Annotated in this window: 21 protein-coding genes and 1 pseudogene; 6 read left to right on the top strand and 16 right to left on the bottom strand. The window is 60.5% G+C overall.

The genetic code is table 11. The features are described 5' to 3' along the window. Together AC3YMN_RS15740 and AC3YMN_RS15745 are read right to left on the bottom strand one after the other, a co-directional pair. Positions 1-218, bottom strand: a pseudogene (locus tag AC3YMN_RS15740) (integrase); the annotation flags it as partial. 404 nt (positions 219-622) lie between these two features. Then, the gene (locus AC3YMN_RS15745; RefSeq protein WP_489890722.1) at positions 623-1,456 is read right to left on the bottom strand and encodes an alpha/beta fold hydrolase; all 834 of its coding nucleotides are present in this window, start codon (positions 1,454-1,456) and stop codon (positions 623-625) included. Positions 1,457-2,000: 544 nt separating this feature from the next. Here AC3YMN_RS15745 and AC3YMN_RS15750 point away from each other — a divergent pair. Beyond that, on the top strand, positions 2,001-2,366 hold the full coding sequence (locus AC3YMN_RS15750) for a hypothetical protein (RefSeq protein ID WP_172125205.1): 366 nt from the start codon (positions 2,001-2,003) through the stop codon (positions 2,364-2,366). 196 nt (positions 2,367-2,562) lie between these two features. After that, positions 2,563-2,796 carry a DUF6894 family protein gene (locus AC3YMN_RS15755; RefSeq protein WP_489890878.1) on the top strand — a complete coding sequence of 78 codons (234 nt, stop codon included), beginning with the start codon at positions 2,563-2,565 and terminating at the stop codon, positions 2,794-2,796. A gap of 230 nt (positions 2,797-3,026) precedes the next feature. On the opposite strand, the gene AC3YMN_RS15760 is transcribed toward AC3YMN_RS15755, so the two are convergent. From AC3YMN_RS15760 to AC3YMN_RS15795, 8 genes are all read right to left on the bottom strand, one after another. After that, entirely contained in the window at positions 3,027-3,335 is a 309-nt protein-coding gene (locus tag AC3YMN_RS15760) for a hypothetical protein (RefSeq protein WP_489890723.1), read from the bottom strand. Positions 3,336-3,668: 333 nt separating this feature from the next. After that, on the bottom strand, positions 3,669-3,851 hold the full coding sequence (locus tag AC3YMN_RS15765) for a hypothetical protein (RefSeq protein WP_489890724.1): 183 nt from the start codon (positions 3,849-3,851) through the stop codon (positions 3,669-3,671). A 160-nt stretch (positions 3,852-4,011) separates the two neighbouring features. Continuing rightward, entirely contained in the window at positions 4,012-4,389 is a 378-nt protein-coding gene (locus AC3YMN_RS15770; protein WP_489890725.1) for a S24 family peptidase, read from the bottom strand. After that, complete coding sequence (locus AC3YMN_RS15775; protein WP_489890726.1) at positions 4,389-5,033, bottom strand: hypothetical protein; 645 nt, start codon at positions 5,031-5,033, stop codon at positions 4,389-4,391. The genes AC3YMN_RS15770 and AC3YMN_RS15775 overlap by 1 nt, the downstream gene beginning before the upstream one ends. 20 nt (positions 5,034-5,053) lie before the next feature. Next, complete coding sequence (locus AC3YMN_RS15780; RefSeq protein ID WP_489890727.1) at positions 5,054-5,368, bottom strand: hypothetical protein; 315 nt, start codon at positions 5,366-5,368, stop codon at positions 5,054-5,056. A gap of 93 nt (positions 5,369-5,461) precedes the next feature. Further along, the gene (locus tag AC3YMN_RS15785; RefSeq protein WP_489890728.1) at positions 5,462-5,959 is read right to left on the bottom strand and encodes a hypothetical protein; all 498 of its coding nucleotides are present in this window, start codon (positions 5,957-5,959) and stop codon (positions 5,462-5,464) included. Positions 5,960-6,040: 81 nt separating this feature from the next. Beyond that, the gene (locus AC3YMN_RS15790; RefSeq protein ID WP_489890729.1) at positions 6,041-6,235 is read right to left on the bottom strand and encodes a hypothetical protein; all 195 of its coding nucleotides are present in this window, start codon (positions 6,233-6,235) and stop codon (positions 6,041-6,043) included. A gap of 18 nt (positions 6,236-6,253) precedes the next feature. Then, positions 6,254-6,391 (bottom strand): hypothetical protein, encoded by a 138-nt coding sequence (locus AC3YMN_RS15795; protein ID WP_489890730.1) that lies wholly within the window; start codon positions 6,389-6,391, stop codon positions 6,254-6,256. A 286-nt stretch (positions 6,392-6,677) separates the two neighbouring features. Here AC3YMN_RS15795 and AC3YMN_RS15800 point away from each other — a divergent pair, with 286 nt between their 5' ends. After that, positions 6,678-6,929 (top strand): helix-turn-helix transcriptional regulator, encoded by a 252-nt coding sequence (locus AC3YMN_RS15800; RefSeq protein WP_489890731.1) that lies wholly within the window; start codon positions 6,678-6,680, stop codon positions 6,927-6,929. A 130-nt stretch (positions 6,930-7,059) separates the two neighbouring features. After that, positions 7,060-7,404, top strand: a complete 345-nt coding sequence (locus AC3YMN_RS15805) for a hypothetical protein (RefSeq protein ID WP_489890732.1) — start codon at positions 7,060-7,062, stop codon at positions 7,402-7,404. A gap of 292 nt (positions 7,405-7,696) precedes the next feature. Here the strand turns inward: AC3YMN_RS15805 and AC3YMN_RS15810 are convergent, their stop codons facing one another. From AC3YMN_RS15810 to AC3YMN_RS15830, 5 genes are all read right to left on the bottom strand, one after another. Beyond that, positions 7,697-8,872, bottom strand: coding sequence for a glycosyltransferase family 87 protein (locus AC3YMN_RS15810; RefSeq protein WP_489890733.1), 1,176 nt, complete (start codon positions 8,870-8,872; stop codon positions 7,697-7,699). A gap of 695 nt (positions 8,873-9,567) precedes the next feature. Next, positions 9,568-10,356, bottom strand: coding sequence for a hypothetical protein (locus AC3YMN_RS15815; RefSeq protein WP_489890734.1), 789 nt, complete (start codon positions 10,354-10,356; stop codon positions 9,568-9,570). Positions 10,357-10,483: 127 nt separating this feature from the next. Further along, positions 10,484-10,717 (bottom strand): hypothetical protein, encoded by a 234-nt coding sequence (locus tag AC3YMN_RS15820; protein WP_489890735.1) that lies wholly within the window; start codon positions 10,715-10,717, stop codon positions 10,484-10,486. 224 nt (positions 10,718-10,941) lie between these two features. Continuing rightward, complete coding sequence (locus tag AC3YMN_RS15825; protein WP_489890736.1) at positions 10,942-11,259, bottom strand: hypothetical protein; 318 nt, start codon at positions 11,257-11,259, stop codon at positions 10,942-10,944. Positions 11,260-14,247: 2,988 nt separating this feature from the next. Then, positions 14,248-15,066 carry a hypothetical protein gene (locus AC3YMN_RS15830; protein WP_489890737.1) on the bottom strand — a complete coding sequence of 273 codons (819 nt, stop codon included), beginning with the start codon at positions 15,064-15,066 and terminating at the stop codon, positions 14,248-14,250. Between the two features lie 471 nt (positions 15,067-15,537). Between AC3YMN_RS15830 and AC3YMN_RS15835 the strand changes: the two genes are divergently transcribed. Next, the gene (locus AC3YMN_RS15835) at positions 15,538-16,530 is read left to right on the top strand and encodes an MBL fold metallo-hydrolase (protein WP_489890738.1); all 993 of its coding nucleotides are present in this window, start codon (positions 15,538-15,540) and stop codon (positions 16,528-16,530) included. 482 nt (positions 16,531-17,012) lie between these two features. On the opposite strand, the gene AC3YMN_RS15840 is transcribed toward AC3YMN_RS15835, so the two are convergent. Then, positions 17,013-17,531 (bottom strand): hypothetical protein, encoded by a 519-nt coding sequence (locus AC3YMN_RS15840; RefSeq protein WP_489890739.1) that lies wholly within the window; start codon positions 17,529-17,531, stop codon positions 17,013-17,015. Positions 17,532-17,713: 182 nt separating this feature from the next. Between AC3YMN_RS15840 and AC3YMN_RS15845 the strand changes: the two genes are divergently transcribed. Continuing rightward, positions 17,714-17,923: a DUF6538 domain-containing protein gene (locus AC3YMN_RS15845; RefSeq protein ID WP_489890740.1), complete on the top strand. Its 210-nt coding sequence runs from the start codon at positions 17,714-17,716 to the stop codon at positions 17,921-17,923. Positions 17,924-18,013: the final 90 nt, after the last annotated feature.

Raw genomic sequence — 18,013 nt, forward strand, 5'->3', positions numbered from 1 at the left:
AGGGTGCCGATCTTGATCTTCACCAGGTCGCAGCCTCGAAGCTTGCTGTCGATCGCGAGGTCAAACAGTGCCCGGTCTCTCATCCGACCTTCTCGGTCAAGAAAGAACCGGATTGACCAAATCTGCCTGACCTTCAAGGCGTGCTTGGCGCCAACTTGCCTGCCCGCATTCCAGGCGGGCCTACCTGCAGCAGCAGGATCATATTGTGAGATACCCATTACATTTCTCCTTCGGCCGAAGCGGCCGTGAGAGAAACGGTTGTGGCGATGTCACCAGGGGCAAGCGACCCCGTTGCTGCCGTTCACGCTCTTCGTACCGCGGCCTGAAAGCCGACATCACGGCATTGTCGTGAAATAGGAGGTTGCTGCGGTTAAGCTGGGATCTATCCAGACCGATCTGCTGATCGTCCGAGGTGACGGCGGTACGTCATGGCGGGTATGGATGGGCGATAACTCTTCAGCTCCGGAATGGGGGCTCTAAGCCTCATATCCTCACGACCGATGAAGGCTGCGCCGCACGACGCACAGCAGTTTGGCCACTTCCCCACCTGCTTCGTGGGTGATCAAGCTGGAGGGCGGTGCGCCCGTGGCGGCACAGAACCATGAGGTCGTTGGTTATGTACTTAGAGGTCGCGAATAAACGCGAGCAGATCGGCGTTGACTAGCTCAGGATGGGTGGCAAACAGGCCGTGAGACAGGCCGGGGTATGTTTTCAAGGTAGTGTTGCGGACCAACTTTATTGCATTCTTAGTCGAGTTTTCGAACGGAACGATCTGATCATCCTCACCGTGCAGAAACAGGACCGGGACGGAGATGGCCTTCAGATCCTCGGTGAAATCCGTCTCGGAAAACGCGGCGATACAGTCGAAATGCGCCTTGGCGCCACCGCTCATGGCTTGGCGCCACCAATTGTCGATGAGCCCTTGATTGACCTCGACGCCGTCGCGGTTAAAACCGTAAAAAGGTCCACTCGGTACATCCAGGTAGAACTGGGCGCGGTTCCTGGAAAGGGCCGCGCGGAACTCGTCGAACACCTGCATGGGAATACCACCTGGATTGGTGCTCGACTGGACCATGACTGGCGGCACAGCGCCGATCAGGACAGCGCCGCCGATGCGGCCGGGCTCCGCGCGGGCGGCATAACGCGCGACCTCGCCTCCACCTGTCGAATGCCCGATGTTGATAGCGTGGCGCAGATCCAGAGTTTGGGCGATCAACGCCACGTCGGAGGCGTAGGTATCCATGTCGTTGCCAGCATCGGTCTGATCGGATCGGCCATGACCACGACGGTCATGCGCTATCACCCGATAGCCATGAGACAGAAAGAACAGCATTTGACTGTCCCAGTCATCGGCGCTAAGCGGCCAGCCGTGGTGAAACATCACGGGCTGGGCATCTTCCGGTCCCCAATCCTTGTAGAAGATAGTGGTACCGTCGCCCGCTGTTATGGTTGCCATTGCAGGTAATCCTTCCTCTTGGCTTGGTTGATATACGCCAGCGACCCGCGTGGTCCCTGTGCACAAGTTCCGCTCGATACGAGAGCGGCGCAGCTTAGGATGAGGATGTTAGCGTCACGACCGGGTCGTGCGGCGCAGAATGTGCTGCTTAAGTGCCGATCTTGCGGACTCGCAGGCGTTAGTCAGCCCACCAGTCGCCAGCGCCCTGCCTTGTCGCCTGGTTGAAGCCTAGGCTGATGTAGTATTCGCCCGGCATCGCCACCGGATTTCGGTCGGCCGGCGCTGGCGGCCTTCTTGCCGGCGGAACGGAGCTGTGCCCTGCGATATCGCAAGCATGGCGCTAGCGGTCAGCTGCCGGTGCCCGATCGGTGGCGCGACCATGATGACCCGCAAGATCGGCACTTAAACAGCAGTTCTTACGACGCGGCAGATTCCGCTAGCGCTTAGAAACGGCACCTGGAAGCGGTCGTGCTCACGTGTGGAGCAGAAGCGCCTGCGGAACGCCGCCCCGGATGAGGGCCACACCAAACACAAAGGAAATTCGATGTCGCTCAAGATAACCGCCAGCACTGCTCTGGCTTTGCTGCTCACTTCTCCTGCACTGTCGGCACAGAGCCTGGCAGATGACAATGAGATCAATGGTCGCCCTGTCGCGTCGATCATCGCCACCCTATCCGCGCGCGGTATCAAGGCGACGGCAGTGGAGCAGTGGGGGGACGGGGTACTACGCGTTGAGGTTAGGAATACAAGCGGTCACAGCTTGCTGCTGGTAGACGAGGATAGTCTGCGTCCTCTCACGGAAACGCAGGTGGTCGGAACCGAGCTCAATGCGGGCGTCCCACCCATTCCGCGGCCGCAGCGGCTCACGCACGGCACGCCTCAGTCGCTGATTGAAAGCGACGATGAGTGAATTTGCACAGGCTGCTTGGCTCGCACAAGCCGGGCAGCCCCGCCGCGCACCCTCCTTGAGAACTTCTCCAAAGTTGGCCGAGGGGGGCGAGGCGCAGGCGGACTCCTCAGTATGCTTGAAGCTGCTCAGCCGCGGGGAGATATGTCTGACACCGCCGTGCCGGATCTCGTCCTTTATCAGGACCTGACCGGCGGGAATCGAGTTAGCGGCGACCGACGATGGCACAGATCTATTTCGGGACGACATAGGCTCCGACCTAGCAGACGATCAGGCCGCCCGTGACGAAGGGGCAATGACTATTGCCGAGTTCGCAAGGTCTTTTATCCCCGGCGGCGCCCCGCAAAAAAACCTCACCATGTGGGTGCGCAACGAAGATGGAGAGCCTGTTTTGCAACTGGCCCTGAGCTTTGCCATTCAGGCAATTAAGTAAGTAAGCAGATCTCGAACCGTTAGAGCTGGGGTCAGCGCCTTCGGTTTCGAAACGATCTGCTGGCAGCGAGCAGATCGGCATCAGACCGCGCCGAATGCATAGTCCAGGCCGGCCCCTCTTCTGCCCATTCCTCGTCGCTCACTGGACGCCGGACCATGTACTCATACGCGGCGCGAGGTGTTTGGAGCCCCGAGATGCGAGCACGCAAAATTGCGTCGGCTATGGCTGGTTCACTGTGTTCGTTCATCTGCGGTCTCGATGCGGGGGGAGATATCGACCGGCACCGAGTCATGCGCAACCGATAGAGTGGCTGTCTGCTTGATCAAATCGCGTGGTGGCGAGGTTGACAGGGTCAACCGGGGCGGCGTTTCTGTGGGAGCGGGAGCGCGCAAACGCACCACTTCGGCAATCAAGGCGCTGTTGGCTCGCTCGGCCGCGTCAGCACGCTGCGCCTGAGTGCCCAGCGCTTTCTCCATCTGGTTGAGTCGATTTAAGAGGTCTCGCTTGGTGAGCGTCAGTCCGTTCTCAATGAGCTTCATCAGCGGATCCTCTCGTCTAGGAGGCCGGAGACAAGCTGGGCGATAAGCTTATCGTCCATCACCTTGCCTGCGCTGATCAGGTAATCGCCGCCGAAGCTCAAAGCCCGCGCTTTGATCCGAAGGTCCGTAAGCGATTGTGCTGGCAGCTCCCTATTTGCGCTGCCACGTCGAGGCAGTTCCCTGCTGCAGCGTCGAGCCGCACGTTTACCGGGTCATCCCGGCTGGGTCCTGGGTGCGGATAGGCACCCCAAGCAGCTTCCGCTGCCCGATAGGCTGCAACAGCCTTTTCCAGTTCAATTGCTAGCTCTGCTAAGGTGGGGACAAGAATAGGCTTCACGCTGCCCTCCGGCGGGTGATGTGCTTGGCCGGAACACGGTTCACGGCCTGCAAACTGGTGGGGTTGATGTCGAGGTCGGTTTCGGCCTCTTGGTCTGGGTCGCCGTCCAGAGCGTCGAGGATGCTGATTAGCTCCTCAATCGTGGCCTCGGCGCGTGCGCGCAGTTCGCGGCGGTTCATGGCGAGCACCACCCCAGCCCCAGCATGAAAAGAAGGGTGACCGCAGTGGTGAAGGGGAGCGCAGTAAGGAAGCCATCGAGCAGTGCTCTGGCGCGGGCCATATTCTCGGTGTCACTTTCCCTTGGCTCCACGGCTCGGCGGATAGCTCGGTGAAGCCGGCTCATTGCCTCGCCTCCCATGCCGCTGCCATGCGATCCGCATCCCTCACCTTGAGGTCGCAAACCACGATGCCCAACACCACCTCGCTGAACCGTTCGGCAGTCATGGTCAGGTCGGAATAAAGGGGGTTATCGCGAGCCAGGCGGATGCTGCCGTCAAAGCAGTTCTGGCACCGGTAGATGGTCGGGCAGCCGGCGAAGTCCACCACATAGAGGGTGTCGTAGATGAACCCGTTGACGGGTGCGGCCAGGACATAATCCCAACCACCGCGAAGGGTGGGGTTCATGCCGTCGCTGGTGACAGGAACCACCGACAAATGCCGTGAGGTGAAAGTTTCACGGGAGAGGGCAGGAGGGGCGAACAAGTCGTGCGTGGTCATCATGCCCCCGCCAGATCTGGGTTGAGCATGATGGCGAGGTCTGAGGCGTTCAGCCCATGACCATAGCCCACAAAGGCGCCGACCCGCCGCATCGAGCGAGTGATTGCAGCAACCTCCGGCAGCGAGAGAGGGCGGAACGCCTTTAGGGCGTCATGCGCGTTCTCATAGCGCCGGTAAGCATCGCTTTCGGCATGGGACGCTTGATCAACCCCAAATTGCACTTCGATGGCCCGGTAACGGCGAGCCTGACGGTTTAATCGCCGTCCCATGGCACGGAAGCGTCGTTTGATTTCTGCCACGGCCACCGGATCGCGGAATGCAGCCATAAGCTCCTTGTCGCGCGCTTTCCGGTTCAAATTGGCGAGGGTTTCAGGGTGGCAGCGAGGGCCGTAGTCACCCAGGCGAACCATGGAGCCATCAGCAGCCGGCCCGAACAGACAGGCCTTCTCGATGGCTTGAGAGCACGCCCGGCGCACATTCTGGCAGTTCTCACGGGTGCTTTTCGTCTGATCCGCTGCCGCATCATATTCGGCCAGAAGGGCCAGAAGCACATCCGGAACGGTCTCGGCGGCGGCAACATGGGCAGAAACAACAACAGCCGCGGCGAGGAAGGGCGAGGCCCGGAGCAGCGAGCGGCGGGACAAAGAGAGGAGAGTGTGTGCCATCAGAGTGCCCCCACCAGGTTCGCGGTGAGCGCGGTTAAAAGGTTCTCCGCATCCCACCACTCGGCTGTGAAATGGTCCCGGCTGCGAAGGAAGCGCCGCTTCATATCCAGCTCGCCTTGGTTGGCCGGGCGCGCCAGAAGCACCGCTACCGCGGCCTGCTCTTCCGCCCGCAGGGCGGCGCGCGTCTCCGCAATTGCCTTCGGGAGTCCGGCCGCCCGCTCCAGGCGCTTCTTGCGGCGGATCTTCCGGGCAAGCTCGACCTTTAAAGGTGCGTAGCGGGAGACGGTCCGGTCAGCCCCTTTGTCACCGAACATGGCGCGGGCTGAGTGGCAGTCCCTTTCGCATAACTCATCAAGCTGATCGATGCTGGACGCGTACAAGGGAACGGTGGCGTCCCGTGTCCCTCCCTAGCCATAGCTGAACTGAATGCGCTTGCAGTATTGCACCTTTGGTGTGCGCTCATATTTGGGGTTTTCAGCCAATTGGCGCTCGATGAGCTCCTGCTGGTCCATGGCCTTGTCAGAGGCCTTGAGGCTGACTTCAAACGCCCGAATGGCACGTGCCACATCGGTATGTTCGGCGTCGCGGCGCGAGTTCAGGGAATGGGGTAAGCCCGTCTCGATGTCGCGGGTGATGGTCCAGCCGATGATAGTCTGGTCCGCGGCCACCATGGCGCGGCGGTACTGCTCAAGATGGTGCTCGACCTGCTGCAACGGCTGGAGCTCGGCAATGACTGGCCCCGAAGCAGGCATGGCCGCCCGAACTGCGGTAGGGGCCGCCGCAATGATGGCGACGGCCGGAGCTGCGCGTAATAAGGCGCGGCGGGTTCCGGGCTCGACCGGGCGGCAGGCGCCGCGCTCGAGTTGTAAGGGCGGCGCCGCCCGGTTATTGCTGTCTTGGGTCATTGATCGGTTCTCCAGGGTCGGTTGATGGTCAGGACCCAGCGGGGATTGCACTCTCCGCTGGGTCCACTCGGGTTGGGCGGGCTATGCCGCCTTGGCCTTGTTCAGCCGGGCCAGCGCTGACCGCCATGCCCCTCCCGCCGTGCGGCAGGTTTCGGAAATCTGATTGCCCTCAAAGACGACGCGATAACCGCCGCCGTAGGCGCTTGCGGCGCAGTACGCCTTCGGGCGGTACGCAAGTACCGCAAGCTTTGTGGGGTGGAAGGGTGCGAGTGCCATGGCTCAGGGTTCCTTGGCTTAGGCTGCCAGTGCGGCGTGCAGTTCGGACTGGCGGGCGAAATCGCGAGCGGTCCAGCGGTCCTTGGTCTGCAGGTCCAGCAGTTCGTTGCGAACCGCGGCGACAGCAGGAGCGGCAACAATCTGGGCGGCGCGCACAGCTTCCTGCTGGGCATAGAAAGCGACAAGCTTGGCGTTGGACCATGCAAGGCGCAGGGCAAGAGCGAAGCGACGGCGGCTGAAAGTCAGGCCCTTTTCACCGAGTAAGGCAGAGTTGGCGCGGTAGGTGGTCCAGGCTGCTTTTAAGATGTCAGAGCGGTCGAGAATCTGCTTTATTCCCTACCTGGCTAGTTTTTATCCCTAGTAAGCTATAGACCATACCTTTTAGTTGCGGTCAACAGCCAAATGGGGATAAAACCTAGCGAGATAGGGATAGGGGCGCAGAATGCTGACCACGGGCAATCAACTAAAGGCCGCGAGAGCGCTGGCCGGCATAGATCAGAACAAGCTGGCCGACTTGGCAGGCGTGAACGTCAACACCATCGGGGCCATGGAAAAGCGCGGGGCTGAAACGCTCACCAGCGGGCTGGATAAGGTCAAAGCCGTGATGGCCGCGTTGGAAGGCTTGGGCGTTGAGTTCTTGAACCACGGGCAGCCAGGCGTGCGCTTGGCGAAGCCAATCGGAGCAGCGGAATGAGAGCTTCGATCATTACTGCTGCTGCCTTCTTTGCACTGATTAGCAATGCGAAGGCGGAGGAGCTGGCGCGCATCGAGTTATCGTCCGGTCAGACCACGCTGGTTGTCGAAAAGAGCAGCGACCCCAAACTGTGCGGGTATCCCTTGTGGAGTTCGGAGCTGAGCTGCTGAGCGTCGGCGTAGGTAATGCCGGCATCGAGCGCGACCACATTCAGCTGGTGAAGTTCTGCGCCACCTGCGAACCGGCCTATTTCATTCCGGCATACGACATGGGGTCAACCTATGGGGCCATAACCGGCATTCTAGCTTGGTCGAGTAACCCCAACTGGTGGTCGCTCTCGATCCTGCCTTTGGGCGTGCCCTACGTCGAAGATGCGGACGGTGACGGCATTTTCAAGCTGATGGACCATGTGCCCAAGAGCACAGAGAGCGTTGAATACTACTTCCGCGACGGTTTCTTGAGCGAGGCCCGGTAGGTGCGGTTCTTGGGCGCAAAGGGTGCTGGGGGCTTGCTCGCTTTAAGTGTTTCCAACTCACAAGCCCCTGTGAAGAGGAAACACTTATGAGCAAAGGTCCTGGCAGGATCGAGCAGGCAATCGCAGCCGCGTTTAAGGCAAACCCGTCTGGAGCCTTCACGACTGAGGAACTTGCGCAGCTCGTTTACCCCAGGGTCAATCGGGTGGAGAAAAAGCACCGGGTGTCAGTGACCCGCGCGGCGCGCAAGGTTCTCGCTGCTGCCGGCTGGTGGCATGGGTCAGCGAAAGCACTTCAAGTGCGCATTCGCCGGATAACCAGCACCATCACTAGCGCCGTCACTAGAGGCGTCGTCGGCAGGTACAATGCCATCGCCAGCGTCCGTGCCAGCAGCGGCAATACAAACGCCCCGAACAGGACTGACTTTTCCCATGGCAGAAACCCGGTTCGCATGCCCTGCGCCGCCAGCCACAACAGCGGCAGCGCCAGGATTAGCAGGTCGTAATCGAACAGGAATGGTGTCACCAGTAGCGTTGCCGCCCCGGTCAGGGCTGCCAAGCCTGCCGCATCGGGCGGATAACGCCGCACTGACCAAACTAAAGTGCCAATTGCAGTAACGGCACCCATGGCCTGCATGCCATAGGCCAGCCACAGCGGCGCGCCCCACAACCGTGCAGCAGCAAAAAGGCTCTGCATCTTGGCGATATCAACCAGGCCCATTTCCAGCGTCTGCCGCGCCAACGCCGTTCCCGCAATAAACCCGAGCCAGCCGTCAGTGCCAACCAGCCCATAGGACAGCACACTGTAGGTCAGCGCGCTGCATCCCGTCGCTAAAAACGCCTGCCACCGGCCCGACGCCGCCAGCGCAAACGGCAGCACAAGGGCCAGATGCGGTTTGATCACCATCAGCCCGAGGATAGCGCCCCCCAGCAGCGGCCGCTTTGGAAGAGCCATGAAGCCGGCGATCAGGATTGCCGTTGTCAGCGCCGCATTCTGCCCGTTGCCGACATTGATCCATATCGCCGGGAACGCCAGCAGCGGCAACAAGCCGAATGGTTCCCCGCGCAGCGAAGCCACCCACCGCCGTGCCAGAACGATAGCCGCCCCTGTGGTCCCCACCAGCCATAAGCTGACCGCCGCCCCATAGGGCAGCAGGGCGAACGGCAAGCAGATCAATAGGTAAGGCGGCGGATAGAAAAACGCCCAATACCCTAGATCCCGCCCGAAAATAGCGTTCTGCGCCGTCGCATGTTGCGTCACTACCCAGGCATCGGCCGCCGCGCCTGCCAAGGCCAGCTGCCCGGCGGCGTAGAAACTGATGAAGTCGGTTCCCAGCGGATGCCCCGCCCAATCTACGAACTCGCGTGCCAGCACGATCCAGACCGCGACCAGCGCCGCCGTTATTCCGAAAAGGATGAGCATGTAGGCGCGCACCCGCGCCCGGTCCAGCCATTCGGCATCACGTATCAAGGAAACAAACTTTGCCTGCCGCACAAGCCGGGCCTCACATGGACCCCTATCCATGCCTGCTAGCCCTGAACATTACGTAAAATCGCCAGCCGTTCATCTCCCTGGCGACGCATCTGTGCTGCTGATGGAAGGGAAGCATGGAGTACGGCGAAATCCCGTTTCGTTCCCGGTGACTCTCGTTACGCACGGGGGCAATCGTATAGCGTTCGGGAGGAAAGCAAGTGTCAGGTAAATCTTCGGGGTCTGCGGACGACAAGGGAGCTACGCTGAATGCCGGGGGCAATAGGGATGACGGGCCCGCCGCAGATGTGGAGCCAGCGGTTCTCAATGCAAACGCACCCATAATCTTTGCGGATCAGGTCGGCACTTACACGGTCGCAGGCGACATTCTCCGCATCACCCTGACAGCTGAGGTTGATCTGGTGGAGGCGGGCGGCGGGGCGGTTACCGCCAGGGCCATCGTTGCTCATCTGCGCCTCCAACCCTTGGCGGTGGTCCAGTTACGTTCAATCATCGAAACGTTGCCTCTCCTGCTTTCGGATACTGACGGGGGCGGTGAAAGCGGAGCTCATTAGAAGTTCCCTGTGCCTGCCTATGCCAGCGCTGCCAAGTGCTGCCGACTGATGCGGTTCAGGGTGCTGACGGCCTGCCGCTCCTCGATGGCTTCCTGCGTGTAGAGCCCGTGCACATATCGGCTATTCGACGGCCCGGAGGGCTGGCCGCCCCTGGCTCCGTGGAACCTGCAAACCTTCCAGCCCTTCACTGCTGGCGCCCTGCATTGGCACCCCGAGCGCTTCGAGCGTGCTGAGCACTGCTTGGCCCTCGGGAACACGCATGTCGTTTCGTTCATGGGGTTGACTGTCCTTTTCTTGTTTGCCCCCTCCCGTCGCAAGCTCACCGGCTACTACGGCTTGGCCGCCTTCGTTCACCTGCACATGCTGAACAATGACCTTTTGCACCCCGCCGGTGCGGTAGCGTTTAAGTGTTTCGACCTGACCGCCAAAGGTGCGGGCAAGCTTATTGAGGCTATTGCTGCTGCTGTTCTGCTGATCCAGGTTGTCTGCGCCATGCAGGCGTCTGGCCTGTACCATCGTGGCCAGGTGGACGGCGGCCATTTGAGTTGCGAGCATCAGCTCAATTTCGTCCCGGGGCCCAACGCCTTGCACCAGAGCAAGAGCGCGGTTGAGCGGGTCAGATACGAGGGAGCCCGCTGACTGGGTAATCTCCCCCAGTTGTTGGGCAATCATGCTGGCGACCTTCGGGTCGGAAGTGCCCAGGCTTTCCATGAGCATCATCCAGCCGTTTTCAGCGACCGGGTGGTCTATGTCTAGCGTGTTGCCAGGACTCACATTGAACCTGGGCCGGGGCCCGCGGGCGGCTTTCCGCTCCTTCTGCTTGGCGAGTGCGTCCGTTTCCTTCGGCCCCGGAACGTGCTGGGCCTGCCTTGCGGGGAGTGTTCCAGCGTTGTCTTTCGTGCCGCGCATGGTTAGTTCCGCCCCACCACATCGGCCAAGAACATCTGGTGTGCTGGCCCTTCCTGATTTTCAACATCAGGAAGGATGCGCCAGAGCCATCGGAACGCATCCATGGCATACCCGATGACGTCAGCGTTCAAGTCTCGGACTTCTGGCCGGGCGTACCCTTCAAACTCCAGCCGCCCGACGAGTTGGTCGAAAATTTCACTCGCCATCTGAACTCGGCAATCGGATCTTCACCCCATACAGGGTCAATTTCAGCCCGGGATAGCTTTGCCATCCAATGATAGAGGGGCCGAGCAAGCTCATGGGTGGGGAGCCCTTCGATGGTGAAAAGGAAAATGCGCCGGTTGTTTTCAATGGTCTGCATGGTTTCCTCGGAATGGTCTGGTGATGAGCATTTCGCAGCGGACCCTGTAGCTGCCATCTGGCGCCCGCTCGCCCGGTGTTGGGTCAATCACCCGTGCAAAGGCCGCTTCTGCCGCTGACGACTCGCTTAGGGGCCGTGCGGTGCCATCCCCGGCATGAACAAGCATGTCGCCTTTCTGCAGGGAGGCATCAGCGGCAATTCTGACGTGCGCTTTGACCACCATGTCACCCTGCAATGGATTGGGCGGGCGAGTAATCGCGCGGGGATGATCCGCCCGACTTGCTGCCGCTCGAGCCAGCGAGGCGACGGCCAGTCGTGATGTCGGTGAAGCTGCCGTCGGAGTTGGCGACAAACGTGCCGTTGTCGTTCGAATAGGTCTGGCCGGCGGTATAGGTGTTGCCGGTGGAAGTGCCGCGGAAGCTGGCGGGTGCCGACGATCCGCCGCCGGAGCCGGAGAGCATGCCAAGCGGCTGGATCGTGCCCGCACCCTGCACGGTGATTTCGAGCGGCGGCCGGGCCGGAGGGACCATGGCGCGAGGCATGACGGGCGCTCCGAAGATGGAGCGGCGAATAGGTGCAGCAGGAGCCGTGAGGGCCGGCCCGAGAGCGGCGCGTTGTTGCGGAGGCTGAGGTGGGGTGAACACCGGGGGACGCGGGGCTGCCACCACCGCCTTAACTGGTGGAGCTGGCACTTTAATCGTCACCGGCACCTGCCGAGTGATCCAACGGTCTGGCGGCGCCGCCGCCAGCTCCGCTTGGGCCTTTGCAGCCGCCGCGACACTGTCCCGGCTGCCCAAGTTTATCTTCATGCTGCCGGCACGGTTTGCGCCTTGCCGGTCTGGTTTGCCTGCCATGTCTTAAAATCAGGGTTCTCCACCTGCGTGGTTCTCATTACCGTCTTGGTAGAGGGGGCTGCAGGAGGCGCCGGACGTGGCCGCGGTAGTGGCGGTGCCGGTGGTTCGGGCCGCGGTCTTGGTGGGGGAGGCGTAGCTGATGCTGTTAGGAAAGTCGGGTTCGCCGGCACCAAGTTAGGCTGGCCATTCGGGCGCACACTTCCGTCCAGCTGAAATGCTGTGTTTTTGCCGCCGGGAACACCATCGACCTGGAAGGGATTGGCCGGAAGCATGGGGCCGATGAATGCTGTGGCAGGGGGTATCGGGGGCGTCGGGCTAAGCCGATCTTCTGCTGCAGATGGCTTTGAAGGCCGCGCCACATCGGCTTGGGGCACCAATGCGCGCTGCAGACCCACATCGATCCGGGGAACGCTTGGGGCTGCCGCCTTTGTCGGTATGCTGGCGGTGGTCTGCCAACCGGCAGTGCCGGCCGGGCCTGGGTTCATGGGTTCCCGCATGGCAGCCCTTGGGGCTGCCGGCGGGGTTGGGGCGCGGGGCGGTGCTAACGGCGATGATGGGCCGAGCGTCGGCAGCCGCGTCGTATTGGCATTGGGGTAAGGGCCGGGCGTGGGGTTCGTCAGGTTGGCCACGAGCGCCTGCTGCAGCCCCACATCGATCCGTGGGGTTGATGTAGGTGCGGGTCTGGCGGCAGGAGCACTTGGCCGCGGTGCGGCCCCGCGCGCCAGCATTGCATCGTTGGCACTCGGAGCAAGAGCCGGGGCGAGAGCCGCTGACAGTCGCTGCGGAGAGGATAGCTGCCGAGCGGGTGGGGTGGTGCCCGGGCGAGTGGGACCGCCATCAGCGTAAACCCTCGCCATTTCGGTGACCGAGCGGGGAGGCTGCGGGGCTGCCCGAGTGGGCTGTGCAGCAAGAGCAGCCAGCAGGCCCAGATCCACCCTGGGCGTGGCGGGCGTCACCTGGGCCGTTCGGGCAGTAGGGCTCATGACCGGATTGCGCACCAGCGCCAGGTCGCGGCTCTGCACCGCCGGCGTGGGCCGGGTTGCCTGTGCAGCCCTGCTGTTCAGTGCCCCCTGCAGGTCCGCAGAGGCCGTAGGCAGGCTGCCAAACATGTCGCTGATGAGCGAGGGAGCCGCCACCCGCGTTCCCGGCCGAGTTGGCCCGCCTTGATTATAGATCTGCGCCATCTGAGCAATGGGGCGGCTCGGCGGCTTCGGTGGCTGCTTGGCGCGCTCCCGCTCGATTTCACGTGCACCAAGTCCGCCTGGTATACCCTTCCGGGTTGGGCCAGGAAGCGAGGGTGGCGCGACAAGCCGGTTCAAGGCGTCCTGCAGCGAAGGCCGGACGGTAGCATTGGAACCCCGAACCGAACGGTCCACCTCTCGGCCCTGGGTCAGCAAAGGTTGGCGCGGCGGATCTGGGGGCCGGCGTGGTCCATAAGCACTGAGGCTGGGCGGCAAGCCCGTATCCGTCCCAGTGGCTGCGGCTATGGCATCGAGTGCCCCTGTTGCTGCCGAGGGCCCGTTAAGCCACCCCAGCAAAGCCGTTTGCATACCTGCATCCGTCGCCTGCCGGCCCCGGGTGGTTGCTATGACCATATCGCCTCTTGGGCGAGGGGTTACCGCGGTGTCTGCTGGATGTGCGGCGAGCCGTGCCTCGATGGGCCGCTTGTCGGGTGTCGTGCCGTGCTGGTGGATCCTATCTCCGGCACCGAAGCGTGGGCCATCCAAGGCGTTGATCCAGCCGAGGTTAGACTCGTCCGACACCTTGGGATTAGCATAATGTAGGCCACCACCGACGCTCGAGGGTGTTCCCCCGATGCGCTGCTCAACGTAACCATCTACCCGCTCGCGGAAACCTTTCGGCACCAGGCTGCTGGGAACATTGTCGATGCTGCCATAGACCTTTGTCCCGGGGCGGCGTGGGCCGTTGATGGCGCTGAACTGGTTTCTCTGTTCCGCGATGGCGTCGATGGTGTCGGGGTATTGCGGACTGGCCAACCTGTTCAAGACAGTGTCCAGCACGCCTTGCAGCTGGCGCTCATACTGGACAGGGTTTGACCTTGCCAAAGCATGGTCAACCTCGGTGGCGGCAAGCTTTACTAGCTTGTCCCGGTCAGCTGGGGATAGTTGAAGCGTTGCAGGCATCAGTAGCCTCCGCCATGTTGAGAATTGGTGCCAGTCTCGCGGCACTGGCGGAGGAAACCGGCAGCGGGCTTGCTTTTCCATCAGCTGTGTTAAAAGCCGCCAGTCCGCAAACCACCCCAAAGGTGCCGGACCGGAGCCGACCCCATCTCGGTCGTTCGACGGCCTGACATTATTCGTTGGAAGCGGACGTTCCCTCCCAGCAATTCAGCTGGTGAGTAGGCTAGTGCAACGCACGATCAGCTACTCAGGCGGTCGGTGCGTCAATCGCTGGTATGGGACTTTGACTCGTCAAAATGCTGGTTTCTGCCGGTGACGACGCATAACATCGACGGAGCGCTCCCAGACAGCATACATGTCTCCGGGTCTGAACAGAGTACCATCAAACGGGCCTGTGTTCTCTCGCAGGGGCCCATAAGCCGGCCTAGGTCGGCGGGCAGTTCCACTAAAGAAAGCCACGTGTGCTCAAAGAGCAACGGGGCTTTCTCTACGACAGGGCGCAACTATCTTTCACTTGCGACCAGAACGATTGCAATCAGGGTGCGAGGTATTCGTTGACCGTCTCCCACGCCACCGTCTGCAGGAACTCCGCAACGTCCGGCTCGAAACCAGCGGTGTAAGTCACGCCAACTGGATTCTTCTTAAAAATTGCCGCGTAGGTAGTGAGGGCTGCTAGATAGGTTCCTTCCATTGTTGGGTGGCGGTTGTCAGCAGTGTACAGCGTTATGTCGGGTCGCTCTGCAACCGACCTGGCAAATGCCAACCCCGCCGGGATGACTAGCGCGTTATTTTCGTTCCCTATGCGGGTGTAGGCTTCGGCAAGTTGTTCTGTCATCTCCGGCTTGTCTAGATAGGCCCATGACATAAAAAAGACGGGTTCAGCGTCGTTTTCTCGAACCGTTTCGGAGTGTTTTTTCGCGTACTCGTAGAATATGTCCTTTAGCTGCGGATGAACCGCACACTGGCTACAATCCATCATGACCGCCAAGTCGAACAGACGGCCCGGTTCGTTGAAAGTCACGACGTTGTCGCCACCGATTGTGTACCGGCCGATCGCATCAGGACGGAAGTAAGACTCGACGTCATGCCAGTCGAATCCGGAGCCGCTGATTGTAACAAGTGACGATCGCAACTTAAAATCAGGATCTGCGGATGCCATGATCCGCGAGATCATCCCGCTTATTCCATTGTTGAAGTAGAAAAAGCTGTTGCCGATATAAATTATCGACTCTGGACGCTCTACGCTCGAGCTTTGAACTGTCGGTTTGGTCTGAGCCGCACTCGGGAAAACGCCAAGTGACAGAACAACTAGGGACGACAGGCCCGCCGCGACTAATTTCAGCATCCTATTCATAAGGTGAATTCTCTTCCCGTTAGGTTGAATATATTTTGCATCGGGTCCGCCCCCAAATCTGAATGACGATCAGGCAGAGGTTCCTCCTCCCAGTGGGGGCTTACATAGGAAGTGTCAGCGTTGAGTATTTGCTTCATTCGTCAAGTGGCCGTCGCAGCCCAAAGCCGCTCCTTAACGTAAATGGTGTACGAACTGGTTAGTTAAGTCAATGAGGGTTCCGGTCAGTCCTTGTGATGTCCAATCGAGCGGTATCGGTGGGCCGGACCAGAGGCTGGAAGACCTCTCTCTGGTGCAGTGCTTCGGGTGGACCTCCGAGGTCACCAAGAAGCACAAGAGCAGGTTGACATAAACTAACTAGTTCGTACATTCGAGTGCGGTCAGATCCTCTGCATCGCTCACCAGTGTCGCTAAGAGCTCAATGAACTATGAAGAGCAAAGAAACGGCCCGCTGGATTTCCTGAGGAGACGAAATTGAAATCGATATCGACCCTATCAGTCTTTGCGGCTGCCTCGCTGGCCTTCATGGCTTCAGGTGCGGTGTTCGCGCAAGATGAGGGCAACGTTGCAGACCATTTCCGCGACGCTTATGCAGCGGCAGGAACTGACCACTACAACCTTTTCAACATGATCTGTCCCCGGATCGAAAACTCGAGCGCGGGCAAGATTGCAACGCCTGAAAATGCACGTTCGGAGTCTATCGAGCGCGCCATTCCGATGCAGGTTTTTGACAACCTCTATTACGTTGGCGAATATTCTTTTTGGGAAAGCTCAGCATCGGCCTGGGTGGTGGATACGGGCGAAGGGCTTGTCCTTATCGATGCGCTCTATCCGGACTCGGGGCACTTGATTGAAAGCGGCCTAGAGACGCTTGGCCTCGATCCCAAGGACATCAAATACATCGTCATCGGCCATGGTCACGCCGACCATTACGGCGCTGCGCGCGAGCTGCAGGACAAGTACGGCGCTGAGGTTTTGATGGCGGAGCCCGAGTGGGAGTTTATGAGTAACGGTCGCGGGGAGCCTGACACCAAGCCCGTCAAGGACCAGGTCATTGAAGACGGCCAAGAACTGACCTTGGGCAACACGACGTTCCGCTTCTACATCACCCCTGGTCATACACCGGGCACGGTGTCGACCATTTTCAACGTCCAGGGTGACGATGGCGAACACGTTGTTGCTCAGTGGGGCGGTACGGGCTTTGGCTTCGGCGGTGCTGAAGGGGATGAAAAGATCGAATGGTTCCGCACCTACGCAGCGTCCGCAGAACGTTTTGAATCTCTCGTGCGGGATCAAGGCGCGGACGTGATGATTGCCAACCACCCGGGCCTCGACAACACTTACGAAAAGCATGCCTTAAGCGAGACGAGCTCATCCAACCCATGGGTGATCGGCGTAGAGAAGGTGGCCAATTACATTCAGACCGCGCAGTCTTGTGCACTTGCCGGCGTTGCTGCCTATAAGTAGTCGATAACCTTAGATCGCGGCTTCCGCAATGTTGCCGCGATCCATGTTCGCCAATGGAAGTTCTGAACGTCGCACGACGTGAGCTACATCCGGCGCGGGACATGATGCGGTCATCCAAGGTCGGCAGATTCCTCCGCGACCGCATTACTGGGCCGCAATGTCAATTTTCCCAGACGTCTTCTTAAAGCAGACTGACAGCATACCACCCCAATATTGCCGTTGATGTTGACTGCCGACGATGGCCCCTGTTTGCAAATCGAAGACGTAGCGCGGCCATGCGGGCCAGATCTGGTAAGTCGATGGGCCGATATCCACGACGAAGCCCGGGTCGAACCTGTTGTCCTTTAGGCGGCATAGGCCCATGCTCGCGTGGACTAACGCAGGACCCACGACGATGCTCATAAGGCGCGAGGATAGCGTGCCGTTACGAGTATGATCTCTACAAGACCGAGCGTGGTGCGGCGCCTCGTCGAGGCGGCCGCTTAAGCGACGCAGCTCGGATCGCCTACCGACCCAGCGATGCCGTCCTCATCGATTCCCAGAGCTTGTCTCACCCTCCTGCCGAGCGGTGTCGGAACATAGCGGATATGCACGACACCGCCTTCGCGATGGGTCTTCGCTCTGGATAGGACGTAGAGTGGATTTCGGGCGTCAGGATAGATATGCGAAATTGCCGCGTTCACTTCCTTGATGTAGCGCTTCAAGGGAGAGAGAAATTCCCGTCGACTTTCGCCGTTTCCCAACAAGAAATTCAAGTCCGCCGGCCGATTCCGGAACGTCGAGGTCTTTCGCAACGCGTCAACCAGGGACTGCACCAAAGGCGTGGCTTGATTCGGGGCCAGTGGGGGCGGCACGAGCGCAAGCTCCTCCTGCACGCCTTCCACGAACGTGGGTTCAGAAGCGAACATGTAGCCCTTGATGCCCCGCAAGGGCACGATGCGCTCGGCGGTATCGCTGCACAGGGTTTTGAGTTTCCTGCGGATGCGGAAGATATAGGACACGATGGGCCTGCCCGTCTGCGGACCGGTTCCGCCGGCCTCGATTACGGTATGCAAGCGGTCATATGTCAGCCATTCCTAGCCATTGAAGTTGCAGAAGCAGAGTCCCAAAAAGGCGGATTCTCTCATAGCATCCCGTCGCATGTGACGGGAGCGTTTGTTCATAGCTTAAGTCCATTGCACCCTTGGGGCACCGGCGAGGTTCGGTTCACTGGTTCCGCAAATCGATGCCTGTCGACCTGATTGATCGTCTTGGCAGTTCGGACATCCGGCGGTCATTGCGCACGTGCAAGGACCGGGTGGCCCGGCCAGGAGCGTGGGCACTGATCTTGCTGGTCGAGGAAGCATTCGCGATATTGCGCAACGTTGGGCTGACGCCCGGCGCGACCCGTTGAGTGCAGTCCAATTGGTGTTGAAGCCCGCACCAGCTGCCGGTCAGCCAACATCGGATCAATGTTGCGTCTAGCTTCCTGCCCCAGAAAAGG

Source organism: Devosia sp. Z11_6 (assembly GCF_058133665.1).

What these genes read in the sequence shown, in the direction of transcription:
- AC3YMN_RS15745 (WP_489890722.1), bottom strand. Translation starts at nt 1,456, where the DNA reads ATGGCAACCATAACAGCGGGCGACGGTACCACTATCTTCTACAAGGAT.
- AC3YMN_RS15750 (WP_172125205.1), top strand. Translation starts at nt 2,001, where the DNA reads ATGTCGCTCAAGATAACCGCCAGCACTGCTCTGGCTTTGCTGCTCACT.
- AC3YMN_RS15760 (WP_489890723.1), bottom strand. Translation starts at nt 3,335, where the DNA reads ATGAAGCTCATTGAGAACGGACTGACGCTCACCAAGCGAGACCTCTTA.
- AC3YMN_RS15765 (WP_489890724.1), bottom strand. Translation starts at nt 3,851, where the DNA reads ATGAACCGCCGCGAACTGCGCGCACGCGCCGAGGCCACGATTGAGGAG.
- AC3YMN_RS15770 (WP_489890725.1), bottom strand. Translation starts at nt 4,389, where the DNA reads ATGACCACGCACGACTTGTTCGCCCCTCCTGCCCTCTCCCGTGAAACT.
- AC3YMN_RS15780 (WP_489890727.1), bottom strand. Translation starts at nt 5,368, where the DNA reads ATGTTCGGTGACAAAGGGGCTGACCGGACCGTCTCCCGCTACGCACCT.
- AC3YMN_RS15785 (WP_489890728.1), bottom strand. Translation starts at nt 5,959, where the DNA reads ATGACCCAAGACAGCAATAACCGGGCGGCGCCGCCCTTACAACTCGAG.
- AC3YMN_RS15790 (WP_489890729.1), bottom strand. Translation starts at nt 6,235, where the DNA reads ATGGCACTCGCACCCTTCCACCCCACAAAGCTTGCGGTACTTGCGTAC.
- AC3YMN_RS15800 (WP_489890731.1), top strand. Translation starts at nt 6,678, where the DNA reads ATGCTGACCACGGGCAATCAACTAAAGGCCGCGAGAGCGCTGGCCGGC.
- AC3YMN_RS15815 (WP_489890734.1), bottom strand. Translation starts at nt 10,356, where the DNA reads ATGCGCGGCACGAAAGACAACGCTGGAACACTCCCCGCAAGGCAGGCC.
- AC3YMN_RS15820 (WP_489890735.1), bottom strand. Translation starts at nt 10,717, where the DNA reads ATGCAGACCATTGAAAACAACCGGCGCATTTTCCTTTTCACCATCGAA.
- AC3YMN_RS15825 (WP_489890736.1), bottom strand. Translation starts at nt 11,259, where the DNA reads ATGCCTCGCGCCATGGTCCCTCCGGCCCGGCCGCCGCTCGAAATCACC.
- AC3YMN_RS15830 (WP_489890737.1), bottom strand. Translation starts at nt 15,066, where the DNA reads ATGAATAGGATGCTGAAATTAGTCGCGGCGGGCCTGTCGTCCCTAGTT.